Genomic DNA, 16611 nt, shown 5'->3' with positions numbered 1-16611 from the left:
CCCGCGGCCGCGCAACTTGCACGATCAGTGTCAAACCCGATCCCGCCTCGCAAACTGCTGGTCCGTCCGATAGTAGGACTCGCTCTTCCGACCGTCGTCATGCACGAAGTACGCGTATACCCCGTACTCATCGGTTTTCTTAAACACGATGCCGGTCTCGATGTCAGGTGTGAGGTTAAAGGGTAGAGAGAACACCTCGACCTCGGCGTCCGCAAAGGTTTCACGCGTAGCGGCGAAGGGGTCTCCCTTGCCAGCATCGAAGCCCTGTCGGTAGGCGTAGCAAAGTTGCCACGCCTCGGCGATGCGGTTTCGGAAGTGGCGGTCCTTCAGTCGACCCATCGTGTCCAGAAGCAATTTGTGCTCCCGCTCGTCATGCAGCGGACGCCGGCGGGCGACATCGGGTTGCAGGCGGTTCCTCATGAACACCAACATGCGTGAGAGTTCGAGGTAGCGCTCGACCAGGTCGTCGTCGGTCAACGAGCGCCGACCCTCGGGGTAGGGCACGAAGTGTCGGGTCCCGATCAGGTCGAAATCCTCGAACATCGGGAGCTTGGCCACGAGCGCCGCTTCGTCGGCCCGCAGCCGATCCGGGTTCAAGGCCGTTTCTTGCTCCCAGGTCCAAGCCTTCTGGTAAGAGCGAACCATCAGTTCCGGGTCGAACTCGACGATGAGGTTGCTGATCTCGCGCCGGAGTATCTCAACGTACCTGCTCTCGGCTTCGCGCAGGTTGTTGGTTACCTCCCAAGCGGGTTTAGTCAGCTGCTGAGCTCTACGTCCGAACAATCCCACGATTCGCTCCCTTGCAACGCTGAGAGCCTAGCAGGCCGTTCGACGATTGCTCAGGGACGGACCGTTTTGAAGGCGTCAACGAAGCCCCGGATCGTGGTATGGCCTAGCTGGCTCAGCATGGTCGCAAACCGGCCGGCACCTCAACCCGAACCTCGGCGGCAGTCCCATGTTCAACTGGTTCGACGCGGCCATGGCACAACGGGTTGATGATCTCACGCTACGTCACTGCCAGCCAACCAGGGCCCTGGGCGAGCTCAAACAACTGTCCAAGCTGTTTGGCCGAGGATACCTACGCGCGCTTCACAAGGAGATGACTACAGGGCTCATAACCCAAGGCGGTCCAGCTAGGGTCCTGCAAATTAAACTGGCGTGGATCGACAAGATCCCTCTCGCAAAACCATTCAACAGGACCAAGAAAACGGAGCTCGGAGATGCCGTTTTGCTGGCCATCGAAGAGCAAAGAATTATCGGCCAGCCGGCCCCGATAGCACGAAAAGCCAGAGCCGTTTTACTTCAGGCGAAAGTCACGCAGAGGTATGGGCAGACAAAGCAGCCCACGGTGCCTATTTCACCGATGACGGGAAGTACAAAGGACGAATACGAATTACTTTTTGGATGGCCAAAATTCGATTTATATAAGACATCTGGAAATAAAAGCCCTCTTGCAAGTGCAATCGAATTGAACGCAACTAATGCAACGCCTCGACCATTTGGGTGGTATCTAGCTGCACCTCGTAGCAAACAGGTTCCTTCGAACGTCGCTACCACTTGGCCGTCTTGGTGGATGTTGGGCCCCCCGATTCTAGGCGACGGCTGCGCTGTCAGCTTCGGAGTTTTTCTAAGGTCGTTCCTGAATGGACTGCCTATCCCCACGTCAAGCGGCGTGCTGGCAGCTGGTGAGCCGTTCGGTTATCCGCCTAACCCGCCAAGCAAGGCAAGCCTCACCGGCTGGGATCGCGTTTGCGCCGAAATCATAGAAATCGTCGAAGATAAAAATATGCTCGCCCCGCAGAGCATATTTGGAGCGAATGCAAATCGCATCGTTTCTATGGACGAAATTCATCTGAGTTTTATGGCGCCGGCACCCAAGAATCGATATTATTTATCCCTGATTCAACCAGGGAACCGAGCAACCATGGAAGTTCCTGGCAATATTTTGGAGGAAATAATCTCTATTCATTTTGGGCAGTATCCCATTGTGCCGCCGGATTTAATTGTTGAATGGGACGGCTTTAAACCTGGTCGGCCCCGCTCTCCAAGGCATCAGGATAAACGTACCCCGGTTTTAATATTTCGATCTACGATCTATGAGGATGACGGCCGACGTCGGACCTAGCAGTAGACTGCTGGTCCGGAAGCTATTTTACAAGTGGAAGGCGTGATAGTCGGCTTTTCGCATCCTACCGAGCGTCGGTTGCGACGCTAGGCTGGTACGGAACAGGCGAAAAACCACCGGTCGGCATGTAGGCCGGTCTGAGCGCACCGCAGGTGCAGACGCCGGCCTGTGGGTGTGGCTCTTGTTCTGCCGAGGGCATGACCACCCCACCGTAATAGCGCTGCTCCATTGCCACCATGGCCGACCGAACGTCGTCAGTGAGAAGAAAAGCGTAGTACCGCATCGTCATGCGGATATCGGAATGCCCGAGGAAATCGCTGACGATTGCGATGTTTCCGGTGGCGCGCAGCATCCGGGTCGCCGCCGTTCTACGAAGGTCATGGATGTGCAGGTCGTCGATATTCTGACGCCAACACAGATCCTCCCAGGACGATGAGAAACCCTCAAAGGTGAGCGGATAACGCTGACCCTTGACCATCGTGCGATCCGTCCGACCGATCCGCTGGGTATGGGTGGCTTGGTAGGTGAAAACGAAGGTCTCATGTCGACCTTCCTGGGCCTTCAGCAGCGCGGCGAGGCGCGGCGTGATCGGGATCAGCTGGACTGTCGGGGTTTTGCTGTTCTTCTTCCTCTTGAGCCGCTGGACGGTGATCACGCCTTCCCGAAAATCAACTTGGTTCCAGAGGATGAGCCCTGCCTTGAGGCGTAGGCCAGTTAGCAAGAGAAAATCGATGAACTCCAAGAGGTCCTTGCGCTTGTCCCGGCGAAGAGATGCCTCTTCGTGCTCACTTAGGGTACGAACACGAGGTTCCTCACCTTCGGCGTGTTCGATCCAATCCGGTTCGTCAGGCAACGGTACCTTGTAGCGCTTGCGAGCGTGGGTGAGGACGCGCTTGACCAGATCGGTCACGCTTCGATTCACCATCGCTCCCGAAACAAAACCATGCATAGGATCGTCCCAGCGGTAATCTTCTTTTCTTTGCGAGACGATGTCGCCGAGGAGCTCATCGTCGATATCCTGCAGCTTGGTGTCAGGCCCGATCCGCATCGTCAGAAGATGAAACCGCTCCCGTGTCGCGTCGGCGCTCTTCGTGGCGTTACCCTTGTCAACCATGTACTTGGACACCCCCTGGATCCAAGTCATACGCGCTGCATCGGCCTTCACGCGGTCCTTTGGCTTGCCGGCACGAAGCTCCTCCACGAACGCCCTGGCTCCCGCGTGGGTCTTGCAGCCCGTGGTGCCCTGATAGCGCTGCTTGGCGATCTGGACATCGTAGCGAAACACACCGTCCACCGAGTCCGCGGGCAGGTAGTAGCCCTTCCCAGACTCGGCGTCGTCGCTGTCTGACTTTGTCTCGTCGGGGGCAAGTCCATAGTTGTTCATTATCGCTTGCCCTTCTTGGCGAGATATGCGGCGAAATCAGACGCGTAACCACTTGCGTCGGTCGCCCGGACTGATCGCTTAACCATCCTTCTGCTGATGAAGGATGCGACAGCCTCGTCCGTAACACGCAGTGATTGACGAACCTTTCCGCGTCCGATGTTGAAGGCCCGGATCTCACCATCGGCGATGAAGTTCTCGACCTGCTTCTCAGAGCAGGCCAGGAGCTTCGCGACCTCGTGGATCGTCATGGCCCTACCGGGCACGCTGATCGAAGTCTCGGGCTGCGGGTCCGCCGGACGCTTCCAGCCTCGCGGCTTCGGCTTGCGTCCGGCGTTTGTGGGGGCTGCATTCTGGGTCACAGGCGCCTCCTGCGAAGCGTGGGGGGCCCGTCGCGGTTGGGCGCGCCGGGAAGGAATGGGGCTGAGGGGGGCGGCCTATGGAGGCGCGTTTTATGAGTATGGTCGGCATGGGGAGGCTCACTACTGGACACGGTTGGAGACGCGCACGGGATCGCGGGCGCGGCTGATCGGGATCGATGAGGCCGGCGACCCGGATCGATCCGGGTCGCCGGCCTCTAGAGTGACGGTATGGAGTTCGTGGTCATGAAAGCCTCCCGATCCCGGCTGGCGCCGGTTCTTGGCCGATGAACGGCGGTCTTGTCGGGGGCTTCAGGTCGGCCGGTACTCCCGGCCGAAGGTCCGCAACGACCTCAGGCTATGGAGCCGGACTGACGATAGGCCCGCGCAGAGGCGGCCATGAGATGCGGAACCTTGGACATGTCACCTCTGTACGCCGTGGAGGGTTCTGTGGCCAGGACGCGGCGTTCGCTCTGACGGCCCTATCGACTCCCGTTTGGATTCACGGTTCACCGTTCCTTTCCGGAATAGCGACCGGAAACTGGATGACGTTACCCCCGACGGGCCGGCGGTAGACCCTCTCCAGGGCCTGCTCCTCGGCGATGTCCAGCCCAACCTGGATCTCGGCCAGCACCGCACCGACGAGGCAATCGAAGGTGTTCGGATCGACGGTCCTTCTGGCGCGGATCAGACCGATCATGACCTGAGCCACCTGCTCGTCGAGATCGGCTTCATTCATGGGGCTCTCCTACCGTCACGACCTCGCCCTCGGAGGTGCTGGAGGCAGGGGTGCCGATGATGCGTCGGACCTCGTCGCCGCTCATGACGCGATGCTCGACCAGCCGATGCGCGATCCGGTCAACCAGATCGGCATTCCTGCCGATCAGGTCCCGACTGATCTCGAAAAGTCGGGACAGGTCGTCGTCGCAAGTTCGTCGAAAAACTGGGTCGACCCTGAGGAGTGCAACCGCGTCCGCCTGGTCGCCCCTGTACAGGAGCGACGTCCCAAGACCCCAACTCGCGTGCTTCCCGGCGACGAGAGCGGTGGCATGCGCTAGATCGGAGCGAGAACCACCTGCCGAGCCCGAGGTAACGGTGCCGAAGAGGTGATCAGCGGCACGACCTGCTAGGATGCACACGATCAGAGCATCGAGCTCGGATGTCGACATCTTGGACATGTCGTTCAGGCGGCTTGAGGTGCGCCCTGCGAAGGAACCCTGGGCCACGATGGACACCATCGAGACTTCCGCGGCGCCTTGTAGTTCAAGAGCGACCGCGTGGCCGACCTCATGCCTTGCGACCGCGAGTTGATCCGCCGGGGAGCGGGTTTCGGGCGGTACGATCCGACCGATGAGGTCTGCGAGTGTCATTGGGCGCTTGGCGGCCATGGCGACCATGCGGGCGCTGGAAGCCCATCCGGCGATGTCGGCACCCGTGGCGCCCACGCCGAGGGCCGCAAGCGGCGCCAAGTCCTCGCCTGCAAGATCGCCGGCCAGGTGCTGGCGAAGGATGCCTTCGATGGCATCCCCGTCCGGCAAGTCGATGTGCACGATGCGGTCGAGGCGCCCGGGCCTCGTCAGGGCCGGATCGAGCCGTTCCGGGTGGTTGGTCGCGCCGACGATGATCAACTGCGAGGCAGGGCTGGATACCGCGCCGTCGAGGGTCGTGAGCACGTGATTCACGACCGTGACCCAGTATTCTCGATGACGGCTGTCGCAGGTCTCCCTGTTCGGTAGGCTGTCCAGTTCATCGATCAGGAGGATGCCGCCGGATTGGGCCGCCTCCAGGAAAACCTCATCCACCTTTCGGCAGATGTCGTTGAGGTACCCGTTGGTCTGGGCGAACCAGGCCGAGACGCTCGTTGCCACCAGTCCGACGCCGAGACTCTTGGCAATCGATCGGGCGAACGTCGTCTTGCCGGTGCCCGGGGGGCCGGCCAACACGATGTTCCTGCCCTCGATGGATGCCCAGGATCGCTCGCCACGCCGATGTGCCTCCACGGCGTCGATCAGGGCTAGGCCGTACTCCTTCGCCACGCCGTAGCCGACCGTGTCCTCAAGGAGGGGGACGTCGCTGAGATCGGATGCGGTTGTCCGCTTCGAGGCGGCTGCCGCCTTGAGTCGTCGGATGCAGTCGCGTGGCGTGCTGCCCTTGCGGAGGCAGGCCGAAATCTCATCGAAGCCCAGACCATGGACGATGTCGTTGCGGATGCGGCCGGCGCGGCTGCCGGTGACCAGGCGGATCGTGGCGCGGATGGCGCGCGCGCTCGGGGCGCCGATATCGACGCGCAGGTCGGCCGCCGTGATCAAGGCGGCGGGGAGGTAGCGGTCAGGGGCTGTCGAAACCCCGAGTACGGACCGGCCGGCGCCAAGGGCGCCCGCGACTGCGTCGTTACCGAAGCTTGGCTTATCGGACTTGTTCGCGCCGCTGCGCTTCGTAATTTCGGTCCACGCCCGGAACGAAGTCAGCGCTTGGGCGATGGGGCCGACCCAATCGGCCCCGGGGACGCCGACAACGAGCGCAAGGCTCGGTGGTGCCTGGATGCGAGCGATGACCTTGGGGAGCAGCGTCGCGTGCAGTGTGCTGATCGCGAGGATGTTAGCGACGCTTGCCGAGGCCAGGACTTGATCGGCCGTCGCCGGCTCGGCCTCCTCGCCGTACTCGGGGTAGCCGTCGAGATCGTCCCTCTCGGCGTCGATGACCTGGCGAGCAGCCTTGCGCGGGAGGTTCTTGAGGATGCTGGCGGGTGTCTTCGACTTCTTCGTCATGGCGGCCTCCATCGCGAGGCCGCCGCTCGCGATCATGCGCGTCGGTCAGGCCCCGGGGGGTGTCTCGGATCGGGTGGAGGGGGTGCCGGCCGCGGATTTGCGACGACCGTGCTGGAGGCGCGCTATGCGTTTCGGGCGACTGGGGAAGGGCATGGCCTGCTCCAAGGATTCTGGTTCAGCGTGAGTCGGAGTCGCCGGGGTCCCAGCCGTCGAAGTCGACCCGGCGGGCGGACGCGGATACCTTGATGCCTGGGTGGGCCGGAGCGGTACGCGTCCTCAGCCCGGCGGCCTGGTGCTCGGCCTCTTCTAGGACGGCCTTGCCCAGCGCAACGAGGACGGTTCCCACGATCCGGGAGAACGCTTGGCTCGGGAAGGTTTCCGCCGCGAGGGAGAGCCTCCTGAAGATTTCCCCGACCTGGCGGGAGAAGTCCTCGGTCTCGGGAGGCGGCGCCACCAAGCTGGATGGGATCGGGGGATGGGATGTCGAGGGGGCGTCGACGTGATCGGGAATGGTGTCGGTCATGGCGGCCTCTTGGGGCCGCCGGACGCATCGGCGTCGGTCAGGCCCCTGGGGTGGTCCGGGAAACAGGCACGGTCCTGCCAGTGGGTAGGCAGCGGCGTTTCGCTATGGGGTTGAGGGGTGGCACGGCTGATCGGGTCCTGGGCATCGATGCCCGTGAACGGATGGCGAACAGATGCAGCTGGATCTCCGGCCAGTCAACAGGCCTCGGCCTCGTCGCTTAACCTTACTTGCGTAGGCGGTGGATCGCTGTGGAAGATAGCTATCGATTCTGAGGATCCGTGCGCGCGGCGTCACTCGTCCGCTGGCTTTCGCGTGGCCCTATGGAGAAAATTGCACGACAGAAGGTTGGTGCCATTCGCCTCGGGAGTCCATGATTTAACCGTAGCGGGGGGCTGCTTAGCGATGCCACGACCTATTCCAAAACGACGGCGTTCCACGTATGTTCTAAATTCGAATGTGGGCGACTCAACCAGCTACTCACGTCGAGCTTCGTGACATTTATGCAACAAAGGTAGCTCCGTGCGATCATATGATCGCTACGTCGGCAGCTACCGTGGCATTGCTAGATTTCGTTGGGAGACGCACGTGGCCGCCGGTTTCAGCGATGTCGTGGTGGTACTGCCTGGCTTGATCGGGTCGGTCCTCGAAAAGGACGGTAAGCAACTCTGGGGCGTATCCCCCGGCGGGCTCTGGGGTATCGTAGCCGGCAACAACCTTGATCAACTCAAGCTGGCTTCACCGGACAACGGAGACGATGATCTCGGCGATGGCATCGTAGCCACCCGCCTCGTCCCTAATGTCGAGCTGATACCCGGACTCTGGAAGCAGGGCGGGTACGGTCGGATGGGGACCGGTCTCATCGACCGGTTGGGCCTCATCCCCGGGGAAAACTATTTTGAGTTCCCCTATGATTGGCGCCGTGACAATCGCGTTGCGGCGAGAAAACTCGCGGAAAAGGCACCGGGTCGTCTCGCATCCTGGCGCGAAAAAACTGGCAATCCTGACGCCAAGATCGTGCTCGTAGCCCATTCCATGGGAGGCTTGGTCGGTCGGTACTTTGTCGAGTGTCTTGAGGGCTGGAAGATCGTTCGGTCGATCATCAGCTTCGGCGCTCCCTTTAGAGGCTCGGGAAATGCCCTGGGTTATCTTTGCAACGGCTTCACGTGGGACGTGGGTGGCGTGCCGCTGTTTAACGGGACCGACGCGCTGAGGTCGTTCGAATCCGTCCACCAGTTGCTGCCGGTGTATCCATTCGTTGATGTTGACGGCACGAAGTTGGAACGCGTTGCCGACGTGACGCTCCCAAACCTCGACCGCAATCGCGCGATTGCTGCGGCAGCGTTTCATCGCGAAATCGCCGACGCACATACGGCCAACGCCAATGACCCCGACTATCGTGCCCACGGTACCAAGGTCTGGCCCATCATCGGTTTCGGGCAACCGACCTGGCAATCGGCGACCCTTAGGACCGGCCTGCTCATGCCTTCGTATCGTATGCCAGGTGAAAACCTGACGGGAGACGGCACGGTCTCGACGGTCTCTGCCATACCGCGCGACGATGACGCCTTGGGCGCCATGTATCTTCCGACGACCCATTCGGCCCTGCAGAGCAGGGCGGCGGGGCTTGACCATTTTCATGGAATTATGACGCAGGCGGACGTCAACCAGGAGAAGTTCCGGTCGGCAGGTGGGCACATCGGATTGTCCGTCCGTGACGCCTATCCGTCGACGGACCCCGTCCATGTGGTGGCGGTCCCATCCGATTATAGGCAGACGCTGGGCGGCAGGATCGAGAGAATGGATGTCCCGGAGGCCGTCAAGGAGATCACGCTCTATCCGAAAGGCGATGAGTTTATCGTCGATGTCGTCCTCACGCCGGGATTATACCGTGTAACGGTGGAAGGCGATGATCTTCCAGCGGTTGAGGATGTCTTCCTTGTAGTCGATCCAAGCGAAATATCATGACGAGCTTCGGGGGGAATGAAAGCAACTGGATCTGGACCTGGCGGAAGGATGGTGTCCACGTCGGAGACGCATGGATACAGTTGGGCCTTAAGGATACTGGTGGACCCCCTGCCGAGGCGGAGGGCTGGGCCCCTATCCGTTCACAAATCCATACTCTGGCCCGTGAGATCTACTGGCTCGACGTGGTTCATTTAGGGCCTGTCATCGCGCTCGCCGGAAGCGTTGCAAGCGAGCGGGCCAAGGCAGTCCTGAACGCCACTTTCGCCCGCATGACGTCAACACTTCGTAACAACCTTGAGGTGGCCGCGGCCTTTGAGAGCGCCTCCGACGACGATGACGAACCTTCGGCATCCGAGCCGGAGGGGGAGAACCACGTTAGTTCGATCACACGATTTCCGTCGATCACACCCCGCTCCGAGGCCAGGGCAGGGCAAGCATTTCGATTTGATGTGGACCTAGGCGAGTCGCCCGATCCAAGTACAAATGCCAAGCCTGTCCAGATCATTGGATTACCCGAAGGTTGGTCAAGCGTTCAGATTGGCGTCGAAATCTACTGTAGCGAGATCGTGTTCGACGACACGGATGGAGAAGTTGGGGTTATCGTTGTCTCAAAGAATGGCTCCGCCACCACTGCGAGCTTCAACGGGCGCATCAAGGACGATGTGCTCCCGGACAAGCCGTTCAGATTGAAGGTCACCTTCGACCAGGACGGGCGTCCTGCAGGGTGGGCCGTGCGCTACGTAAGCGTCGAACCCTTGCAGGTGGGCGGTGCTCGTCCAGGCCCAACTTCCCCTGCAGTAGTCGCCTCTGGCACCGTCGAGCTTAAGGCGGAAGTATCTGCAGCGACGCTTAGGATCAGCATCTACGCCGATTCGGAGGCTGGCTCGTACCTCTGGCGCGTTAGCACTCCCAGGGGAATTCGATGTGACGCCCCTGGGGGGAGTCACAAGATCGTTTTAGGTGCAGATGTACGCGGGTATGCCCGAAAAATCCTTCGCCAATGTCCGAGTCTGAAGGCGGGTGAACGTCTCAAAAGCTCCCTACGGGGTATTGGCGAGGAAATATGGCTGAAGACCCCCTCGGCTTTCAAGGACTTTTACGCCGAGATGCGGGCTCGATACGGCTCCGGCTTCCCGATTCAGATTATCACCGAGGAACATTACGTTCCTTGGGAGTTGATGCATCCCACGCAGAGCGTGGCGATTCCAGATCCGCACCATCTCTGTATCACTCACCCAATCGCTAGATGGTTCGGCGAGGAGGAGACGCGCTTAAACTCCGAGTTCGCGAGAGGCGGTATCGCGAGCTTCGTCCCCAAATACCCAAGTGGCAAAACTAGCCTTCCCGCAGCACTGGAAGAAGGTCGACGGCTCGTGGAGGAATTCGGCGCCGTGGCCCATGAGGCGACCTACGCAGGTTTTACGGGGTTCTGGAGCGAACCTCTTCCTGACGAGAAGATCGCTGTATTGCACTTCGCCGGCCATGCGGCTTCTCCGCTCGACAATCGCGAGGGCAACCACGAGGGGCTTCGAATGGTCGACGACTGGGTATCAGCGACCGAGGTCCACAGTGGCGTCAGACTTGGGAACCGAGATGGGACCCTCGTCATCCTGAATGCATGTTGCGCTGGAACGGCGGATGAGATGCTCGGCGCCGTGAGTGGGTGGCCGGCACGCCTCGCAGAGCGGAGTTTCGGTGGCGTACTGGCACCGATCTGGGCAGTGCAGGATGAACATGCCTCAAACTTGGTCATCGACTACTTGGAAGGCATGTTGAAGGGGAAAACGCTTGGCGTCGCGATGAGAGATGCCCGTGCGTTCCATAGCAATGCGTCCGGAACCCCTTATGCCTACCAATGCCATGGGGACGTCATGGCCCGAATGGATCGCGGTTCTGCGTCTTAGGTCCGGACGACGGCCACGGGGGTTTCAACCCAATTAGCAGGGTTCACAGCGGCGGCGGCCTCAACGACCAAGTCGATGCCATCGGTCTCCGGGGTCCGTATGGTGACGACCAGGGTGAAATGAACGGGGTGCTCGTAGCGTTTGAAGCTAGCGCTATCCCCCCACCACCCCTTGACGGGTAATATTGAGATCCCTCCGCGGTCTAAAAGTTCGAAGGCGGGACCTTTCCAAATATCATGGTGCAAAGTGCCCTTGTGGCGGTATCTCGGTCCCAGTAACCATCCATCATCAACTGAACCCTCATCCGCGTCGCTCACGGTCGAGAGGGCATTGAAACGCGCCTTAGACTGTTCGTGGTTCTCTCCGTAACGCTTGACCTCGAACTTAAGACGATGCGAAGCGTAGCGATCCATTCTGTCCCTCGCTGGGGCATGTGCGTCAGGCTCAATAAAGTATGAGAGCGTGCAGTACATCTCAACTTGCTTGCCTCCTAGGGCACGAAGTGCCTCTTTCGGCCATGGTAGCTCAAAATATTTCATCTCTTTCAAGTTGAGCGTGCTATTTTTCTTAGATCGACAGTAGGGAACTATTGTGTCTTCGACCATTAAAGTAAGAGCGTTACCAGCGCTTTGGAAGAGCCTTTTCTCGTTCGGTATCCCCCAGCCGAAGCGTGCGATTAGCTTCGGCGCATCTCTGTTTGATGGGTGGAGGGCAAGCATTTCTGGTGTCCACTCAGCGGCGTTCACCATCAGGGCGCGGACGGTCTCCATGCGGAGCTTTGGATACTGAGCAAGGAGACGGCTAGCCAAACCAGCGCATGCAGCTGTCGCAGCGCTAGTTTCTCCAACCGGCTCAAACGCGGTTGATGGCATTCCGGCCGAGGTGGTCAACACCATGTGAGCTGTCGAAGGTGCGCAATAAAATCCATCATCCTCAAGGACGAAATTCCCGCCTTCCATGACAATATCAGGCTTATGAGCGTACAACTTGGCCCAAGATTGAGCGGTCCTTGAGGTCGGCGAAAGATCGCCGGCAGGTGCGACAGCCTTTAAGTTTTTGGATTTGATATCTTTGAGACTTACAGCACCTACCGTAATGGTATTCACAGCCTGAGCTGGTGATTGAATGCCAAAATCAGCATTGCGGTTTGCATAGTAGCTGAGCTGATATGGTCTTTTCTTGGAATGGGGGACGTTTCCAGCAGCAGCAAAAAATAAACGTGTTTTAATCCCGTCGTTAAAGATAGTTTGGTCCAAGGCACCTGACGTTGCTGTCGGAAGTCCGTCGTGTGCTTCCTCAGCAGCAGTTTGAGCCAAGCAATAGACGCGAACAGCTTTTACCGTCTCAACCGCCTCCACGGCGCGCGGGATGGCATCCTTTGCTGGAAATTTGGGAAGGCCCTTGGGGGGATTTACCACAACGGATTCGAGTCGGCTGACGACGTCAATCGGGCTTTCATCCTTGGGTAGGTCGGCGATGTCACCATAAAGGACAACACCTGCCATTTTGGTCCCGTGCCCACTGTGGTCCTTGGTATCCCAGTAAGTCTCCACCGCGAACATACGAGGCGTGGGTAGTGCTCCGCCGAGAAGTGGATGGCTGCGACGGACGCCCGTATCCAGCAGGGTTACCACTGGGGCATTTGCCTTTGGCCAGCGGACGCGGCTGACTAACCTACTGACCTGAGACGAAGCGCTTGCAGTTTGGATTTCCAAGTCATCGACAGCGAAGGAAGATGCACTTCGTAGGCCAACTACGGCGGCACTGGCCTGTACAATCTTGAAGATCTGATCTGGCCTCGCTTTGATACCGCGAACTACCGTATCAACAAAAACTGTCGGCTCCCCAATCGTCTGCAGTTCGAACCTTTTAATGGCACGGTCAAATGAATTCTGGAACCCAGAACGAGTCCAAACTTCCCACTCAAAATCTTCTCGGAGAGTTGGGCAGCTTACCTGGCGATCTGTCCACAGATCCTGCAGTGTCGTTGGGCGGATCTGTCCTGCGCTTTCAAACAACTTTAAATGCAGGGGGCGAGAAGTGTCTTCATCGTCCTCGAAGACATTGCTCAGAATGTCTTCGTCAGAAAACTCATTTTCGCCTTTCCAATTTTTATAATCATCAAGTTCGCTCCTAAGCCGCTCGACTGTCTTAGGGACGGCATAGTAGATTGCCTGATCAATACTGCCGCCTTCTTCCCCTTCGTCAGGCCATCGCCGTTTAACGTTTAGGAGTGCGAAGCCGCGGCCAGAGCGAGCAGTCCCGACGCTCAGCGGTACCTCTGGCCTGCTCTCAATCGTAATTGGCATTCCGCGTTTGCTGGAGGGCACGCCCGCTGCTCTTTGGGCCTCCATGAAGTCATCGATATCCGCAACGGCCTGTTCGAGGCCGCCTACCAGGGCTGCCGCATGAGCCTTGCGATCTTTGACAGGGAGGACATCCTTTTCCGAGCCCATCCCTATGGCCCGGAACTCTTTTGAGGCTACCCCAATGCCTTGGATATGGAGATGACGATGGGTTTTGGGGGCTGCCATGTCATCCCGGTGTGATGAGGGGGGAGGCTCAAGCCCCTATCGACCAGGGGCCATATCGACATGAATCGTAGTGCGGTCCGCTAGAGCTTGACATAGGAATTGAGTTGTCAAAACGGAAGAGTTGTCGAGAACCGCGTCTCTGGCCGCATCTGCGGCGGCTGCGGCCAAATCGGCTTGGCTCAGGCCCATGGTGCGTTCGTCGATCAGCCCCCAATCCAAGGCATCGAGCTCGAACCCTGGCAGGTGGTTGGCTAGCACTTGCCGCGCCTCCGACGATGAGGGTTTCTCGTAGACGAACGCCGTATCGAACCTGCGGAAGATGGCGGGGTCTAGGAGCGACCTAAGGTTGGTCGCAGCCACGACGATGCTGCCCGAAGTGTCGTCCTCTAGAAACTGTAGGAAAGAATTTAGCATCCGACGCGCCTCGCCGATGTCGTTATCGGAACCGCGTCGGGAGGCCAGCGCATCAACCTCGTCGAACAGGTAGACACCCCTGGTCGCGCTCATGGCGTCGAAAACGAGCCTCAGCTTGGCTGCGGTCTCACCCATGAACTTGGTAATTACGCCATCCAGCAGGACGGTTAGGAGCGGCAATCCGAGCTCGCCGGCAATCGCAGCGGCCGTCATGCTCTTGCCGGTCCCCGGGGGGCCCGAGAATAGGAACTTGCGGCGTGGCTGCAGATCCTTCGCCTTCAGCGCCTCAGCCTCGTCATGCTCTCGCACGAGGCGTCGGAGGCGACGTTGAAGGTCGGGGCCAACGACAAGGTCGGATAAGCGCACGTCCGGATAGGTAACCCGCATCAGGCCGGCCAACTCACCACGCGCTGCTGTGATGGGGGTCGGGCGGTTCACCTGACTCGACTTGAGCTTGGCGCGTCGCACCGCCGCCGAAATATCCTCTGCGACCTTGGTCTTGCCTGATCGGGCGGCCTCGTCGGCGATGTGTTCAGCGATGGATAGAAACTGCCCGCTGTCACCATCAGCGTGGCTGCGGATCATCGCGAGTACATTTCGTGAGCTGGTCATCGCGCGCCCTCAGCATCGCCGACCCGAACAGCGCGAAACAGCGCCTTTTCGAGTTCAGGAGCCATTCTACCCAATTCCTGCAATATTTGCAACGCGCGTCGTAACGCAGCCGCGTCTTGCGGCGAGGCCGCCTGCCGCGTGTCTGGCATGCTACCCGCCACTTCCTCAAGGAATTGATTGACGCGCGTAGCTGCGTCCTTTGAGAGCGCCCCCTGAGAGAGACTGCGCGATAATGTAGATGGGTTCATCCTCAGCCTAGCGGCTAGCGAGGAACGGCTGATGCCTAGGTCGCGACGTGCCCTTTCGAGCTGGTCGCAAACATCGCTTGCATTCTGGCGGGGCGGACGACCTCTCATGTTGCTTAAATTGCATAAAAAGCTATAAAGTCAAGGTACGCGCTGTCACCGTCCGAATGAGCCCTCCTACCCACGAGCGTTTTCTCAGGTCGTCGAACTAGCGTGACGGCTGACCCAAACCGCATCGCTAAGAAGCCTAAGACGCCTGACCGTTTGGGCCTAATGGGGCACAACCTGTTGTTCAACGGGCCGCCCGGCGCGGGCAAGTCGATGCTCGCCGCGCGCCTGCCCTCGATCCTGCCGCCGCTGACGCCGCGCGAGCTGCTCGCGGTCTCGATGATCCAGTCGGTGGCCGGGGAGCTGAAGGAGGGGCGGCTGTCGGACCGGCGCCCGTTCCGGCAGCCGCACCATTCGGCCTCGATGGCGGCGCTCGTCGGCGGCGGGATCAACGCGCGGCCGGGCGAGGCCTCCCTGGCCCATGGCGGCGTGCTGTTCCTCGACGAGCTTCCCGAGTTCACGCCGCAGGTCCTCGATTCGCTGCGCCAGCCGATGGAGACCGGCGAGATCATGATCGCGCGCGCCAACCACCGCATCACCTACCCGGCCCGCTTCCAGCTGGTCGCCGCGATGAACCCGTGCCGGTGCGGGCAGGCGCTTGAGCCGGGCTATGCCTGCCGACGTGGCCCGAACGAACGTTGCATGGCGCAGTACGGCGCCCGCATCTCCGGGCCGTTGCTCGACCGGATCGACCTGCGCATCGAGGTCGCGGCGGTGACCGCCGCCGACCTGATCCTGCCGCCGCCGGCCGAGGGCTCGCGCGAGGCCGCCTCGCGGGTCGCGGCAGCGCGCGACCGCCAGACCGCGCGCTACGACGCCGCGGGCTTGGCCGCGGGCACCACCAATGCGACCTGCCCGGCCAGCCTGATCGAGCGGGTTGCCGCCCCGGATGCCGACGGCGCCGCGCTGATCCGCACCGCCGCCGAGAGCATGCGGCTGACCGCCCGCGGCTTCCACCGGACGCTGCGCGTCGCCCGCACGCTCGCCGACCTCGACGGCGAGCCGACGGTTCGCCGCCTCCACCTCGCCGAAGCGCTGTCGTATCGCGGGCGGGGGGAGAAACCTCTAGTATGACACTCTAGGTGTGATAACATGCAACTTAGAGGAGATTTTCAATGGCAAAATTTATTAGCGTTTTCAATAACAAAGGTGGTGTCGGAAAGACAACTCTAACTTGGAATATTGCTGACTCTCTTGCAGAGCAAGGCAAGAATGTACTCCTTATTGATTTTGATCCGCAATGCAATCTCTCGATCGCTATGCTTGGAAGTGCGGGATTCAAGGAGTTAGTATCCGCGAATAAGTCACCAAAAACAATCAGGGGATTCTTACAAGGGTATTTACAAAACACCGGACCCGGAGAGATACAATCTTATACTGGAGATCACACAAATTAAAAACTAAAAATCATAGCGGGAGATTCTTGGCTTAATGTCTATTCAGACTCTTTGAGTGTCGGCAATGATTTATTGACCGGAAACGGAATCGCAAAATTTGTTGCATTGAGGACATTGGAAGCAAAACTTCGTGAGAAGGGCGAGGTATACGACTATATAATGATCGACCTGCCCCCCTCTTTTGGCGGCCTAGTTCGATCCGCTCTTTATTAATCTGATCATCTCATTATTCCATGCACCTCTGATATTTTCAGTGAGTACTGCATTGGATTGATT

Annotated in this window: 12 protein-coding genes and 1 pseudogene; 5 read left to right on the top strand and 8 right to left on the bottom strand. The window is 59.6% G+C overall.

Going from position 1 to position 16611, the window contains the following annotated elements; translation table 11 throughout:
• Nucleotides 1-30: 30 nt before the first annotated feature.
• The gene (locus MKK70_RS09110; protein WP_243947078.1) at nt 31-789 is read right to left on the bottom strand and encodes a hypothetical protein; all 759 of its coding nucleotides are present in this window, start codon (nt 787-789) and stop codon (nt 31-33) included.
• Nucleotides 790-955: 166 nt separating this feature from the next.
• Between MKK70_RS09110 and MKK70_RS09105 the strand changes: the two genes are divergently transcribed.
• Nucleotides 956-2125, top strand: coding sequence for a hypothetical protein (locus MKK70_RS09105; RefSeq protein WP_243947075.1), 1170 nt, complete (start codon nt 956-958; stop codon nt 2123-2125).
• Nucleotides 2126-2189: 64 nt separating this feature from the next.
• On the opposite strand, the gene MKK70_RS09100 is transcribed toward MKK70_RS09105, so the two are convergent.
• The 5 genes from MKK70_RS09100 to MKK70_RS09080 form a co-directional block, all read right to left on the bottom strand.
• Nucleotides 2190-3509, bottom strand: coding sequence for a site-specific integrase (locus MKK70_RS09100; protein ID WP_243947074.1), 1320 nt, complete (start codon nt 3507-3509; stop codon nt 2190-2192).
• Complete coding sequence (locus MKK70_RS09095; RefSeq protein WP_243947072.1) at nt 3509-3757, bottom strand: helix-turn-helix domain-containing protein; 249 nt, start codon at nt 3755-3757, stop codon at nt 3509-3511. Before MKK70_RS09095 ends, MKK70_RS09100 begins: the two co-directional genes overlap by 1 nt.
• 610 nt (nt 3758-4367) lie before the next feature.
• A complete protein-coding gene (locus MKK70_RS09090) occupies nt 4368-4604 on the bottom strand; it encodes a hypothetical protein (protein ID WP_243947070.1) in 237 nt (78 codons plus the stop codon).
• Nucleotides 4597-6669 (bottom strand): AAA family ATPase, encoded by a 2073-nt coding sequence (locus MKK70_RS09085; RefSeq protein ID WP_243947068.1) that lies wholly within the window; start codon nt 6667-6669, stop codon nt 4597-4599. The genes MKK70_RS09090 and MKK70_RS09085 overlap by 8 nt, the downstream gene beginning before the upstream one ends.
• 139 nt (nt 6670-6808) lie before the next feature.
• Nucleotides 6809-7156: a hypothetical protein gene (locus MKK70_RS09080; RefSeq protein ID WP_243947066.1), complete on the bottom strand. Its 348-nt coding sequence runs from the start codon at nt 7154-7156 to the stop codon at nt 6809-6811.
• Nucleotides 7157-7741: 585 nt separating this feature from the next.
• Here MKK70_RS09080 and MKK70_RS09075 point away from each other — a divergent pair.
• Both MKK70_RS09075 and MKK70_RS09070 read left to right on the top strand, forming a co-directional pair.
• On the top strand, nt 7742-9121 hold the full coding sequence (locus tag MKK70_RS09075) for a lipase/acyltransferase domain-containing protein (protein ID WP_243947064.1): 1380 nt from the start codon (nt 7742-7744) through the stop codon (nt 9119-9121).
• Nucleotides 9118-11025, top strand: coding sequence for a CHAT domain-containing protein (locus MKK70_RS09070; RefSeq protein WP_243947062.1), 1908 nt, complete (start codon nt 9118-9120; stop codon nt 11023-11025). The genes MKK70_RS09075 and MKK70_RS09070 overlap by 4 nt, the downstream gene beginning before the upstream one ends.
• On the opposite strand, the gene MKK70_RS09065 is transcribed toward MKK70_RS09070, so the two are convergent.
• Complete coding sequence (locus tag MKK70_RS09065; RefSeq protein ID WP_243947060.1) at nt 11022-13559, bottom strand: S8 family peptidase; 2538 nt, start codon at nt 13557-13559, stop codon at nt 11022-11024. The genes MKK70_RS09070 and MKK70_RS09065 overlap by 4 nt on opposite strands.
• A gap of 36 nt (nt 13560-13595) precedes the next feature.
• Nucleotides 13596-14558 carry an AAA family ATPase gene (locus tag MKK70_RS09060; protein ID WP_243947052.1) on the bottom strand — a complete coding sequence of 321 codons (963 nt, stop codon included), beginning with the start codon at nt 14556-14558 and terminating at the stop codon, nt 13596-13598.
• Nucleotides 14559-15106: 548 nt separating this feature from the next.
• Here MKK70_RS09060 and MKK70_RS09055 point away from each other — a divergent pair.
• Nucleotides 15107-16012 (top strand): annotated as a pseudogene (locus MKK70_RS09055) (YifB family Mg chelatase-like AAA ATPase); the annotation flags it as partial.
• Between the two features lie 41 nt (nt 16013-16053).
• Nucleotides 16054-16335, top strand: coding sequence for a ParA family protein (locus tag MKK70_RS09050; protein WP_243947050.1), 282 nt, complete (start codon nt 16054-16056; stop codon nt 16333-16335).
• Nucleotides 16336-16611: the final 276 nt, after the last annotated feature.

Source organism: Methylobacterium sp. E-041 (assembly GCF_022829665.1).
GTDB lineage: Bacteria > Pseudomonadota > Alphaproteobacteria > Rhizobiales > Beijerinckiaceae > Methylobacterium.
This window is presented reverse-complemented; position numbering and strand designations above follow the sequence as displayed.

Coding starts and splice junctions, on each gene's coding strand:
- MKK70_RS09085 (WP_243947068.1), bottom strand. CDS start 6,669: ATGATCGCGAGCGGCGGCCTCGCGATGGAGGCCGCCATGACGAAGAAG.
- MKK70_RS09095 (WP_243947072.1), bottom strand. CDS start 3,757: ATGACGATCCACGAGGTCGCGAAGCTCCTGGCCTGCTCTGAGAAGCAG.
- MKK70_RS09100 (WP_243947074.1), bottom strand. CDS start 3,509: ATGAACAACTATGGACTTGCCCCCGACGAGACAAAGTCAGACAGCGAC.
- MKK70_RS09070 (WP_243947062.1), top strand. CDS start 9,118: ATGACGAGCTTCGGGGGGAATGAAAGCAACTGGATCTGGACCTGGCGG.
- MKK70_RS09090 (WP_243947070.1), bottom strand. CDS start 4,604: ATGAATGAAGCCGATCTCGACGAGCAGGTGGCTCAGGTCATGATCGGT.
- MKK70_RS09060 (WP_243947052.1), bottom strand. CDS start 14,558: ATGATCCGCAGCCACGCTGATGGTGACAGCGGGCAGTTTCTATCCATC.
- MKK70_RS09065 (WP_243947060.1), bottom strand. CDS start 13,559: ATGGCAGCCCCCAAAACCCATCGTCATCTCCATATCCAAGGCATTGGG.
- MKK70_RS09080 (WP_243947066.1), bottom strand. CDS start 7,156: ATGACCGACACCATTCCCGATCACGTCGACGCCCCCTCGACATCCCAT.
- MKK70_RS09050 (WP_243947050.1), top strand. CDS start 16,054: ATGGCAAAATTTATTAGCGTTTTCAATAACAAAGGTGGTGTCGGAAAG.
- MKK70_RS09105 (WP_243947075.1), top strand. CDS start 956: ATGTTCAACTGGTTCGACGCGGCCATGGCACAACGGGTTGATGATCTC.